Annotated in this window: 12 protein-coding genes; 9 read left to right on the top strand and 3 right to left on the bottom strand. The window is 47.3% G+C overall.

Annotated elements, in window-relative coordinates; translation table 11 throughout:
* Nucleotides 1-117: 117 nt before the first annotated feature.
* Entirely contained in the window at nt 118-729 is a 612-nt protein-coding gene (locus tag MH144_RS12960; protein WP_239300372.1) for a TVP38/TMEM64 family protein, read from the bottom strand.
* 199 nt (nt 730-928) lie between these two features.
* Here MH144_RS12960 and MH144_RS12965 point away from each other — a divergent pair, with 199 nt between their 5' ends.
* Nucleotides 929-1,867: a Gfo/Idh/MocA family protein gene (locus MH144_RS12965; RefSeq protein WP_239300374.1), complete on the top strand. Its 939-nt coding sequence runs from the start codon at nt 929-931 to the stop codon at nt 1,865-1,867.
* Nucleotides 1,868-1,918: 51 nt separating this feature from the next.
* A complete protein-coding gene (locus MH144_RS12970) occupies nt 1,919-2,233 on the top strand; it encodes a hypothetical protein (RefSeq protein ID WP_239300376.1) in 315 nt (104 codons plus the stop codon).
* A 21-nt stretch (nt 2,234-2,254) separates the two neighbouring features.
* On the opposite strand, the gene MH144_RS12975 is transcribed toward MH144_RS12970, so the two are convergent.
* Nucleotides 2,255-3,073 (bottom strand): AraC family transcriptional regulator, encoded by an 819-nt coding sequence (locus MH144_RS12975; RefSeq protein WP_239300378.1) that lies wholly within the window; start codon nt 3,071-3,073, stop codon nt 2,255-2,257.
* 158 nt (nt 3,074-3,231) lie between these two features.
* Between MH144_RS12975 and MH144_RS12980 the strand changes: the two genes are divergently transcribed.
* The 6 genes from MH144_RS12980 (at nt 3,232) to MH144_RS13005 (ending at nt 8,758) form a co-directional block, all read left to right on the top strand.
* Nucleotides 3,232-4,344 carry a Gfo/Idh/MocA family protein gene (locus tag MH144_RS12980; protein ID WP_239300380.1) on the top strand — a complete coding sequence of 371 codons (1,113 nt, stop codon included), beginning with the start codon at nt 3,232-3,234 and terminating at the stop codon, nt 4,342-4,344.
* Nucleotides 4,345-4,560: 216 nt separating this feature from the next.
* Nucleotides 4,561-5,529: a sugar phosphate isomerase/epimerase family protein gene (locus MH144_RS12985; RefSeq protein WP_239300382.1), complete on the top strand. Its 969-nt coding sequence runs from the start codon at nt 4,561-4,563 to the stop codon at nt 5,527-5,529.
* 24 nt (nt 5,530-5,553) lie between these two features.
* On the top strand, nt 5,554-6,282 hold the full coding sequence (locus MH144_RS12990; protein WP_127537906.1) for a ThuA domain-containing protein: 729 nt from the start codon (nt 5,554-5,556) through the stop codon (nt 6,280-6,282).
* 320 nt (nt 6,283-6,602) lie between these two features.
* Nucleotides 6,603-6,899: a winged helix-turn-helix transcriptional regulator gene (locus tag MH144_RS12995; protein WP_148565210.1), complete on the top strand. Its 297-nt coding sequence runs from the start codon at nt 6,603-6,605 to the stop codon at nt 6,897-6,899.
* Between the two features lie 235 nt (nt 6,900-7,134).
* The gene (locus tag MH144_RS13000) at nt 7,135-7,863 is read left to right on the top strand and encodes a hypothetical protein (RefSeq protein WP_239300384.1); all 729 of its coding nucleotides are present in this window, start codon (nt 7,135-7,137) and stop codon (nt 7,861-7,863) included.
* A gap of 184 nt (nt 7,864-8,047) precedes the next feature.
* On the top strand, nt 8,048-8,758 hold the full coding sequence (locus MH144_RS13005) for a hypothetical protein (protein WP_239300386.1): 711 nt from the start codon (nt 8,048-8,050) through the stop codon (nt 8,756-8,758).
* A gap of 104 nt (nt 8,759-8,862) precedes the next feature.
* Here MH144_RS13005 and MH144_RS13010 read toward each other — a convergent pair whose 3' ends face one another.
* Nucleotides 8,863-9,579 (bottom strand): Crp/Fnr family transcriptional regulator, encoded by a 717-nt coding sequence (locus MH144_RS13010; protein ID WP_095359308.1) that lies wholly within the window; start codon nt 9,577-9,579, stop codon nt 8,863-8,865.
* 436 nt (nt 9,580-10,015) lie between these two features.
* On the opposite strand from MH144_RS13010, the gene adhE reads away from it, so the two are divergent.
* On the top strand, nt 10,016-12,628 hold the full coding sequence (adhE, locus tag MH144_RS13015) for a bifunctional acetaldehyde-CoA/alcohol dehydrogenase (protein ID WP_239300387.1): 2,613 nt from the start codon (nt 10,016-10,018) through the stop codon (nt 12,626-12,628).
* Nucleotides 12,629-12,719: the final 91 nt, after the last annotated feature.

Genomic DNA, 12,719 nt, shown 5'->3' on the forward strand with positions numbered 1-12,719 from the left:
TCCATTTCTGATGAAGATCAATGAATTTGGCTTACACTTCTATTATATCCTGAATTGGCAAGCCAACCAAGCCGGACAGGAACGATGAAGCTCATGAGTCATGTTGATGAATAATAATCAGGTCTTTTTTCGCGAGCGAACACGAAACAGCAGCAAGACAAGACCCATAATCGCAAAGTACCCCACCAAAATGAGCAGACTCGTCCAGATGGAAGTTTCCGCTTGCGCGCCCGCATAGGCAAAAATTAAAATGGCAGGCATTTTGCCGATGGCCGTAGCGACCATGAACACCCAAAACGGTGTGTAGGTAATGCCGGCATAGATGTTGACCGCAGTTTGAGGCACAACGGGAAGCAGGCGAAGCGTCATAATACCCATAAAGGGATGCGCCTCCATCCAGGTGGTAAAACGACTCAATCCACGGATGCGATCCAGGTAAGCTCTGGCCTGATTACGAAAAGCATATCGGGCTCCCGCATAAACGAGCAGCGCTGCGAGGGTGGTCCCCACCCAGCATACCCATGCTGCTGTTGTGGTGCCATAACTGTACCCCAAAGCTGCGATTACAAACTTGTAGGGAATCACAGGTACGAGTGCAAAAAGCATTGCTATGATGATAAGAAGGGGAATGGACTGATTCTGATCGGTCCATGCCAGCAGTTCATATCTGTAAATAAACGTGACTCCGGCGAGCAAAACATACAAGAGGAGCCATAACCATTTCCGCAAATCCCCAAACGCTCCTTTCAGGTCAGGACAATACTCCAAACCCCTGATCCTACATGCCTTTCTATCCAAGTGTACCACGTTCGACCGGGAACCGGATAATTCACTCCTTTCCGGTGCTGATCAACTGGCATGTTGCTGGCTGAAGGGTTACACTATAGGTCGTGGAACTTAGAACTCATCTGAAGGTGGAATGCTTATCATGGAAACAACGAAGCGAACCCGAGCTGCGATCATCGGACTTGGGGGGATTGCACGCAAAGTATACTTGCCCCTGTTAACCGCGCATCCCGAAGTGGAAATTGCCGGTATTATGAACCGCTCTCCAGAGCCGGTAGCGGCTGCTCAGCATGCTTATAGATTAGATAACGGAACGACGGATCTGAAAGAACTCTTGTCTTGGGATCTGGATGCCGTTTTTGTACATACAGCGACGGAAGCACATTTTGACATTGTCATGCAATGTTTGGAACGGGGACTGGCTGTATATGTGGACAAACCGCTGTCCTACACCTTGCGGGAATCCGAAGAAATGACTGCTTTTGCCGAGGCACAAGGATTGCTCCTTGCTGTAGGCTTTAACCGAAGATTTGCACCCATGTACCAGAAAGCGAAAGCGTGGATGCAAGGCGGGCAGGGATTTGAATCCTTGATGTTAACGAAACATCGGACAGATATTCAGAATCTTCCTGCAGCAAAAACGATCTATGATGATCTGATTCATATGCTGGATCTGATGTTATGGTATTCGGATCACAATGTGGAGCTGGTTCATCAATGGATCCGCAAGAATGAAATGGACCAGCTTCTTCATGCTGCCGGATCAGCTAAGCTTGGAAGAAAGGCCATCGGCCGATTTGATATGGTACGCGAGGCGGGGGCTGACCTGGAGAAGATCGAACTCTACGGCGGAGGCAGATCGGTAGAAGTTGTGAATATGGAAGAGGCCAGATATACCGAACGCGGAGAGCTTGAACACAAGGAAGCCTTCGGCAGCTGGGACTCCATATTAACGCGCAGAGGATTTAGCGGAGCCGTAGATCATTTCTTGGCTAACCTCGACACACCGGACGATTGCATCATTAGCGCCAGCCACGTAATGGACAGCCATGAGCTGGCAGAGCTGCTGATTCGCAAGTGATTTTTTGTGTAAACAGGATAAAGAAGATAACTCATATGGAGGAATGACACAATGGACGAATATGAAAAGGAACGCAGAAAACAGATCGAGGAAGCGGTCGTAGAGACCTATAAACAGGAAGAAGAAATGATGATTCTGGTATTCGCCCAGTGGTGTGCCAATCATGGACTTGACCCAGAAGAAATGTACCGGCAAGCTTACCCGGATCAGCAGAGCAATGAACGGCTGCAGCAAGTGCTGCAGCTGGTTGTGCCGAAGGAGGAAGCCGGAGAGATTCCGGATGATACGATGCTGGGTGTGTTGTCCATGTTTGGCAACGAAGACTTGGCCATGGTGGTATCCGAGGCGATCGCCGCGCGCAAATAAGCAGAATGTACGTATAATACCTTACATCTGTTCTCGGTGTATGAGCCGGAATTCCTTAGGTGACATGCCGAACCGGGAGCGGAATACGCGGTGGAAATACGTGTAATTGTTAAACCCGGACGATTCGGCGACATGCTCCAGCGTCATCGGACTGAAGATGATCCGTTCTCTGGCCATGTTCAACCGTACGTCCAGGGTATACTGCATAATACTTTTGCCAAACGCCTCCTTGAAAAGATGAACCCCTCGAGACACGCTAATACCAACATGGGTTGCCACATCTTCAAGTTTGAACAGGGAGGAAGCATTCTCCTCGATATAATTTTTTATTTCATACGCCACGTAGTTGGTGTTGGTTATCGTCGGATGTTCGGAGAGAAGACGATCCACTTCCAGACACAAGATACGCATGTAGTAACTGGAGATCTCGGGATATGGATTGGAGATTCGGCGCTGCTCCAGCACAAGTTGACGGAACAGGGTCAGCAGGCTTTCGGTCAATTCGACCTTAATCCGGTTCGGCCTTTTGTGGCGTTCCCACCATTCATCCACCCAGGAACCATTAAAAAAGATATGGTAGTCACCGCTCTCTACGAGTCGTTCTCCCATCGGATTAAGCTCATTGTCTATTTTGAGTTCATAAGGCTCGTCCGGACTGAAAAGAAGCAGATCGCCCGCATCCACGAGTGACATCTCGCCGTCTATTCGTGCCCGGCAGCGACCATCGGTCTGCAGCCTCAGGAGGTAGTTCTTAACCCCATCGGGATGAATACCAGCATAGGGTTTGCGATGAAATGAGAAGCCTGCTGTAAGAACCTGGCAGGAATAATCGGTCGGCATTGGCATACTCCTTGCAATTTGAAAATTATGACCAGATAGTTCATGTTTCGATCATATTATTCATTTTAATTGAACCCAAAACGGAATACCATAGTATTAAATTCAAGGCACCACATTCATCACTGCTTCTCACCATGCGTAAGGAGATGAACGTCACATTGGAGAAAATAAAAGCAGGCATCATCGGGTGCGGTAACATCAGCGCCATCTATCTGGAGAATCTGAAAAATAGCCCGCACATTGAAATCATAGCCGTAGCGGACTTGATCCGTGAACGTGCTCAGGAACGGGCAGATGAATTTAATATCGCAAACGTTTACAATGTAGATGAGTTGCTGCAAAATAAGGAAATCGAGCTTGTGCTGAACCTGACGGTGCCTGGCAGTCATGCCATGACCGATTTGGCTGTGCTCGAGTCAGGCAAGCACGTCTATGCCGAGAAGCCACTCGCCATTTCGCTTGAAGACGGCCGCAAGGTCATTGAACTTGCTGAAGAGAAGGGATTGTATGTCGGTTCTGCACCGGATACCTTCCTTGGGTCAGGCATTCAGACTGCACGTCAGGCTATCGTAGACGGTCTGATCGGGAAACCGATTGCGGCGACTTCCTTCTTCATGGGTGGCGGACCTGAAGCATGGCATCCCGATCCCGAGTTCTTTTACATTGCGGGAGGAGGGCCTATGTTTGACATGGGACCTTACTATCTGACAGCGCTGGTTACTTTGCTTGGACCCATTCGGAGAATCAGCTCTTCTGCCGGTATTCAGATCACCGATCGTGTTATAGGATCGGGACCCAAGGAAGGAACACCTCTTCGTGTGCAAACTCCGACGCATCTGGCAGGTACCATCGATTTTACCGACGGAGCCATTGCAACGATGATTACCAGCTTCGATATTCGTGGAGCTTCGGACTTGCCGCGGATTGAGATTTACGGAACCGAAGGCACGCTGAGTGTACCGGATCCTAACTATTTCAATGGGGAAGTGAAGCTGCGCAGATTCGGACAGGATACGTGGGAGATGGTAACTCCTGTCTTCGAGAGCAGTCAGAATGAACGCGGAATTGGTGTTACCGAGATGGTCGAATCCATTCGTGCCGGACGGGAACACAAGGCCAGCGGCAAGCTCGCGTATCACGTGCTTGAAGCGATGCATGCATTCCAGCGCTCTTCTTTGGAGGGCAAGCACGTTATGCTTGAGAGTACTTACGATCCTAATGCAGCGACCAAAGAAAATGAGGATCAGACAGAAATCGTACAATCGAATTAAGGCTATTCCATTGATTTAAATTGAGGTATGGGCAACATTGCAAGGATGGTTTTTCCACCTGGAATAACCAGTATTGTTACGTTTAATTTCAGGATAGAAACGCTCTAGATTTTCCACACTATTAAGACATACTTGTGATCTGAACGGTACATTTATGCAGTTCTTGGTTCATTTAATCAGCAATTATACGATATTTAATCCAGGGAGGAATCGCACTTGAAACTCGGCGTATTTTTGGTATTATTCGGAGGACGTAAATTGGAGGATGCACTTGATTACGTAGCATCCAAGGGTTTGAAAGCAGTAGAGATCGGCACTGGAGGCCATCCAGGCAATACACATTGCAATCCCGAGGAACTTCTGAACAATGAAGCAGCACTGAAAAACTTTAAAAATGCAGTGGAATCACGCGGTCTGACTATCAGCGCTTTGAGCTGTCACGGTAATCCGCTTCATCCGCAAAAAGATATCGCCAAAGGTTTCCACGATGATTTCGTGAAAACAGTTCAATTGGCACAAAAGCTGGAAGTTCCTGTAGTGAACACATTCTCCGGTTGTCCGGGAGACCATGAAGATGCGAAATATCCGAACTGGCCTGTTGCACCTTGGCCGAATGATTTCCAAGAAGTGTTGAAATGGCAGTGGGAAAACAAGGTGATCCCGTACTGGACAGAGTGGGGCAAGTATGCAGCAGATCACAATGTGAAAGTAGGATTGGAATTGCACGGTGGGTTCTCAGTGCATACTCCAGCTACTTTGTTGAGACTGCGTGAAGCTGCAGGGGAAGTCATTGGTGCGAACCTGGATCCAAGTCACATGTGGTGGCAAGGAATTGATCCGGTACAAGCGATCCACATTCTCGGACGTGAAGGCGCAATCCATCACTTCCATGCAAAAGATACAACGATCGATCCGGTAAACGTAAACAAACATGGTTTGACAGATATGCAGGATTACACAAACATGCTTGACCGCGCTTGGCAGTTCCGCTCGGTTGGTTACGGTCATGATAACAAGACTTGGGCTGATATCATCAGTGCCTTGCGTCTCGTAGGCTACGATTATGTTGTAAGTATTGAACACGAAGACGGTTTGATGTCGGTTGAAGAAGGATTCTCTAAAGCCGTACAAAATCTCCAGCAAGTATTGATTGAGGAACCGCTGGGCGACATGTGGTGGGTTTAGAGCTACACTAGGGGGAAATTGAATATGATTAACGTCACCATTTGGAATGAATTTGTCCATGAGAAAATTCACGATGAAGTCAGAGAAGTCTATCCGGACGGATTACACCGGGCGCTGGCAGACGGACTTGGCGGCGAAGGATTTGCAATTCGGACAGCTACACTGGATCAGCCTGAACACGGCTTAAGTGATGAGGTGCTGAATTCGACAGATGTGCTGATATGGTGGGGACATATGGCACATGACCGTGTAAGCGACGAGGTCTCACAAAAGGTTGCACAGCGAGTATTGAATGGCATGGGACTGATCGTCCTGCATTCCGGGCATTTCTCCAAACCGTTCAAGGCCTTGATGGGCACCAGTTGTGATCTGAAATGGCGTGTAGCTGACGAGCAGGAGATCGTATGGTGTGTCAATCCTTCTCATCCCATTGCGGATGGCATTGAAGGCAAGATTGTACTTGAAAAAGAAGAAATGTACGGTGAATTCTTCGATATTCCGGTACCCGATGAGCTCGTGTTCGTAAGCAACTTTCAGGGTGGGGAAGTATTCCGAAGCGGCTGTACGTTCCGCCGGGGTGAAGGCAAAATCTTTTACTTCCGTCCAGGCCATGAAACCTATCCGACGTATTACAAGCCGGAAATTCTTAGAGTGATCAGCAATGCAGTAAAATGGGCATATCCTGCCCGCAGCTTCAAGCCTCAATTTGGCAAGAGCGAACCTGTAAGACCATTTGGTGGCGTGCTGGTCTAGGCCGCAAAGGTATTATCTGATGGACAAATGAAACGGTATACCTAAGAACCCTTCTCCGAGTCAAGTATGACTGTGGCAGTTGGGTTCTTTTTGGGTAAGATAGGTACATGGGCGTTATACGATATTTGCCATGGTTGATCGAGTCGTCCTGAGGTATACTGTGTTGTATAGTCGAAGTGGAATAATGCCTATTAAATTTTAACTTTTTTACGCCAGACGTTTTCTTTGTGACGTAAATGTGTTATTATGAAATATACTAACTAAATGTAAGTTCAGTGATCTCTAAAGAGGTGATTAATGTGGAAGGCCAAGATTTACGGATGTGTCCGCGTTTTGAGACGGCATTCTCGTTTTTGGGCAAACGCTGGAACGGTCTGATTATTCAAACGTTGATGAGTGGGTCTAAGCGTTTCAAGGATATTTCCAACCTGATTCCGTCAATGAGTGACAAGATGTTATCTGAACGGATGAAGGATCTGGAGAGTGAAGGTATTCTGATTCGTCATGTTTATCCCGAGACGCCGGTTCGTATTGAATACGAGCTAACAGAAAAAGGGAAAGCTTTGCAGCCTGTCATGAACCAAATTCAGGACTGGGCAGAGCAGTGGGTAGATTAAACGATACGTATGTTCAGGCTCAATGATGTGACCTGACAACAGAGAGCTCTTGATTTCGCTGAAATCAGGAGTTTTTTGTCTTATACGCTCAAGCAGCCATAAATGCTTAGTTAGTCCAGTATCCACGAACGTATGAAGCCACCTTTTTCCTGCAGGTCTTGCACATATTGACAGGAGTTGTAGTATAATTTAAGAAAAATGGCCGCAGGCGGCCGGAGCGAGGAGGCCACTTGTCATGAGAGAAGAAAGCTTATCCCGTGAAGTACGCTACGGCAAACAAGATATTGCGGAACTTGAGAACGCATCCATTCAGGTTCACCTGATTTACAAAAAAGCTGCGGAACTGTTTAAATATTATGTTAATTCCCGCGTGGGTAACCAGGATCCAGGTGAAGCAACTCCACTCGGAAACAGTACTGGTCAAGAACTGGCTCCGGTCGTCCTGCAAAAGTGGATACAGACTTCGTCAGGCTGGAAATGCATTGGTTGTGAGTTAAGATACCCGGGATCTGTGCAGGATAAGCTGGATGATGATTTTTCACCTGGTCAGGTTATTGGAGCTGCAGGGAAACGAAGATATGTAAAACCCGAAATGCTAATTCAAGCCATTGTATGGTCCCAGTATGAAAAAATCAGGCTGCTGGCTCCATGGCTTGGTGATGAAGCTTTTTATACTACACAAGAGCTGGATGTCATCGCCCGGTACATTGTACCGACATACTTCTCAGAACGTCCCCTGCATGAACAGGGCAAACTCTTCAAGATTCACCATCCGTACAGTCAGATCCCGCTGTATCAGGAATACGTAACAGCTCCTACATTCTGTGTACAGATGGATGGAGAGCTGCTCGAAGGGCGGCTTTTGACAGGGGTATATGTGTCGGAGGAACAGTTTCATGGGCTCAATCCGTACCTGAAGAATGGGGATGGGGGCCGGACTTATATGCAGGCTTGTGTCCAGTAGAGGGTAACTAAATATAAGGGTTGGACGATCCCAAACGAAGGAGCCCGCATGCGGGCTCTTTGTGCTGCAGGAAGGAATATGGAAGAAAAGTAACGGCATTGACACTTTTTTTGCATGATTTATGTGCCATAATAGAGGTTATGGACAACAGGGTGAAGATTTTACGCAGGGTGGTGTTACCGACATGAAGAAGAAGTTCCCCGGTTACATCGGTTTATGTTTGCTTATCATGGCAATTCTAGCCGGATGTACAGAGACACAGCCTTCTGAACAGCCGGTGGTGAAGGAGACCGATACTTCCAATACCATTACCGTTGCTGTTGATGGAAGCACTTTTTTGCCTGATGCAACGAAGTCTATCAAGAGGGATTTTAGTGAAGGACTCACGCTTAAGAAGGCGCTATTGAACAGCGGTCTGGTTGATTTTACGGCTGACGGCAAACGGATTCAATCCGTAGGGGAAGTTTCACTTGATTCCTCGCTAAGCTGGGCTGTTAAGTTAAACGGCAAGGATATTGATCCGGAAAATTGGGGCATGGAGCTTCATGCCAAGGATGAAGTGATCATTTACGTAAAAGCCGCCGACAGTACAGGAGAAGGTGTTGCATATCAGACAACCCTGCTCAAGATCAGCGGCGGCAATATTATGCCAGACCTTAATCGTCAATATGCGGGTGTCTATATCCAGGAGTGCACGGTTCGTGATGTACTTAAGTCCAGCGGCATCGTCAGAATGTCGGAAAATAACAAATACGTCGTTTCGGTTGAAAATGTTGTTCCACGCATGAATCAGCGTTGGGTGATCATGGTGAACGATAAGGAACTGATGGAGAATGGTTTGGATATGAAGTTGAATCCACGTGATGCGGTTAAATTACAGTTAACGGCATCTTAAACATAATTATAAAGCCCGGGCCTCTTGATTAGAGGACGGGCTTTTTTCATGTCACTTATAGAGGAAGCTCCGTAGCGGAAGGTTATGCTTCAAGCGCTTAAGGCTTAGATGCGGCAGATTTCATTGGGACATAATTCACAATGGCAGATGCCTTGGAGCATCTTAAGGTCCTTGATAACAATCATGCCGTTATCATATTCAATAGCATCTTTTTTGCGCAGATCGCTAAGCATGCGGTTCACACTTTCACGGGTAGCTCCAATCATGTTGGACAGATCCGTGTGGGTAATTTTTTTATGAATAATCACGTGATCTCCGTGGGGCTCGCCATAAGAATTGGACAATCGAATCAAGGTGGAACAGAGAGCACCAGGTTTGCCGTATAACATTAGGTCACGGAATTTGGTCTGGGTTAAGCGGTGGTGAATACCCATCCACTTCATAAAGTCAATGGCGAAGTCACAGTGCTGACAGATCAGCATCTCCAGGTCTTTGTGCTCCAGTACACCGATTTCACTGTCTTCCAGCACTTCAGCCGAAAACGTATGCTTGGAACCAAAGAACGGATCTGCCTGACCAATCATATCACCGGACTGATACATGTACATGATAAGCTCTTTGCCTTCATCCGTGGATTTGGTGATCTGGGCACGACCCCTTTTCATATAATAAAGTTTGTCGGACACATCACCTTCCCAATACAGGTGGGTCCCTTCAGGAAAGGTACGGTCTTTCATGGTTACGAGCAGATGATTGAAATTCACTTCCGAGAAACAGTTGGTATTGCCGCGTTTTTCCATTACACTCAGTTGTTCTCTCATAAGTCTATCTCCCCTTTGTATCCACTGGAGGGGATTACAGTCATGCAGTTCCCACTCCGTGGTTCGCCGCAACCGTTGCCGTCCTGATTAGAGTCATCTCCCGCCGGGAAGGACGGTACAAATTGCGGTGGTTCAATTTTTAAGTTCAGTATATACCTAATCTTACCGTTTGAGGGGCATGGAAAGGGGGCAAAAATGGCGAAATTCCAAACATTGTGATTAAATTCACTTTGGGGAGGGAAGGATACATTTGACAGCTATATATTTTAAATAAGAAGTGAAAATGACCTGTGGAAGGAACTCAAAAAAACTTAAATTAAATTTGTTATACTTTGTGAAAATAATCACATAATTAACCTTTTCGACATGTTACGATGTGTACGTAAAGAAGAGAGACAAACCAAAACCAATACGAACCTTTAGGAGGATGAGGGAGATGGCTGTAAAGAACGAAGTCGCCCCAGCAAAAGAACCGACAGCAGGTCAGTATATTCAAACGTTAATTGACAAAGCGAATAAAGCACATGCAGCATTCATGTCCATGGATCAAAAACAAATTGACCGCATCGTGCAAGCCATGGCGCTGGCAGGTCTGGACAAACACATGATGCTTGCCAAAATGGCGGTGGAAGAAACCGGCCGCGGAGTGTATGAAGATAAAATCACCAAAAATATATTTGCAACAGAATATGTATACCACAGCATCAAATATGACAAAACCGTAGGTGTGATTGAAGATAACGAGTATGAGAGCTTCCAGAAAATAGCGGAGCCAGTCGGCATTATCATGGGGATTACCCCGGTGACCAATCCGACATCCACGACGATGTTCAAGGCGTTGATCTCCATCAAAACGCGTAACCCGATCATCTTTGGTTTCCACCCGTCAGCTCAGAACTGCAGCCGCGAAGCCGCTAAAATTCTGCTCGAGGCCGCCGTGAAACATGGTGCTCCGGCCGACTGTATCCAGTGGATTGACGATCCTTCCATGGACCGAACGAATGCCCTGATGAATCATAACGATGTGGCGCTCATTCTGGCGACAGGTGGATCAGCGATGGTACGCGCAGCGTACAGCTGTGGTAAACCGGCACTCGGCGTAGGACCAGGTAACGTACCTTGCTTTATCGAGAAAACAGCAGATGTTAATCAAGCGGTAACGGATCTGATCTTGTCCAAGTCATTCGACAACGGTATGATCTGCGCTTCCGAGCAAGCGGTCATTATCGAAGAACCGATTTTCGATCAGGTGAAAAAGAAAATGATTGCAAACGGTTGTTATTTCGTCAATAAGGATGAAGCTGCGAAATTGACCGCGGGTGCCATCAATGCGGAGAAATGTGCGGTTAACCCGGCGATTGTCGGTCAATCGGCAGTAAACATTGCGCAAATGTGTGGTATCGAGGTTCCGGCTGGTACCAAAATTCTCGTAGCAGAGATTGAAGGTGTTGGCACCAAGTTCCCACTGTCTGCAGAGAAATTAAGTCCGGTACTCGCTTGTTACAAAGTAAAAACAGCAGCAGAAGGGATTGAGCGTGCTGCGGAAGTGGTTGCCTTTGGCGGCATGGGTCACTCCTCCGTTATTCATTCGAATAACGAAGAAGTCATAAGCAAATTCGCGGATCGCCTGCAGACAGGACGGATTATCGTGAATTCGCCATCCACACATGGCGCCATTGGGGACATCTACAACACCAACATGCCGTCATTGACTCTGGGATGCGGTTCATATGGCCGTAACTCAACCTCATCGAATGTCACTGCCGTCAACTTAATCAATGTGAAAAGGGTGGCTCGCCGTACCGTGAATATGCAATGGTTCAAAGTGCCGAACAAAGTGTACTTCGAAAAAGGAGCAACACAGTATCTGGCCAAAATGCCTGATATTACTCGCGTAGCGATTGTTACGGATGCCATGATGGTCAAACTGGGCTATGTGGAAAAAGTGGAGCATTATCTGCGACAACGCCAAATGCCGGTAGCGATCGAAGTATTCTCGGATGTGGAGCCCGATCCATCAACAACAACGGTAGACCGTGGTACGGAAATGATGCGCCGCTTCCAGCCTGACTGCATTATCGCTCTTGGTGGTGGTTCACCAATGGACGCTGCCAAAGCCATGTGGTTGTTCTACGAATATCCGGACACGGACTTCAACGATCTGAAGCAAAAATTCATGGATATCCGTAAACGGATCTACAAGTATCCACGTCTTGGATCAAAAGCAAAATTCGTAGCGATTCCGACAACGTCGGGTACAGGATCGGAAGTAACATCGTTTGCCGTAATCACTGATAAAAATCTGGGTAACACCAAATATCCACTGGCTGACTACGAGCTTACACCGGATGTAGCCATCGTAGACCCTGAATTCGTCTATTCACTGCCGAAAACAGCCGTTGCAGATACAGGTATGGACGTACTGACTCATGCCATCGAAGCGTATGTGTCGGTAATGGCAAATGATTACACCGATGGTCTGGCGATCAAAGCCATCCAGCTGGTATTCCAATACCTGGAGCAATCGGCGCTGCAAGGTGACAAACTGGCACGTGAAAAAATGCATAATGCTTCGACGATTGCCGGTATGGCTTTTGCTAACGCGTTCCTGGGGATTAACCACAGCTTGGCGCACAAATGGGGCGGACAGTATCACACCGCACATGGACGTACCAACGCAATCCTGATGCCGCACGTCATTCGTTATAACGCGAAAAAACCAACCAAATTTGCATCGTTCCCGAAATATTCGCACTTCGTAGCAGATGAGCGGTACGCGGAAATTGCCCGGATTCTGGGATTGCCTGCACGTACTACAGAAGAAGGGGTGAACAGCCTCATCAATGCAATTCGCAAACTGAACAAAACACTCGGTATTGAGGAATCGTTCCAGGAAATCGGATTCGATGCCAAGGACTTTGAAGCTCACGTGGATTATCTGGCCGATCGTGCTTTCGAAGATCAATGTACAACCGCCAATCCGAAACTGCCGCTGGTGACTGAACTGGCAGAAGTCTACCGCAATGCTTTCTACGGTCGGTTTGAATAAATAATTATAGCAACAGCAGACTTTAGGCAATAGGTTCAGGGTTCCCCGGGAGGGGAGCCCCGATTGCCGTCTTTTTGTCGATGACGGAATC

Source organism: Paenibacillus sp. ACRRY (assembly GCF_022346995.1).
In the GTDB taxonomy this organism is placed as follows: Bacteria; Bacillota; Bacilli; order Paenibacillales; family Paenibacillaceae; genus Paenibacillus.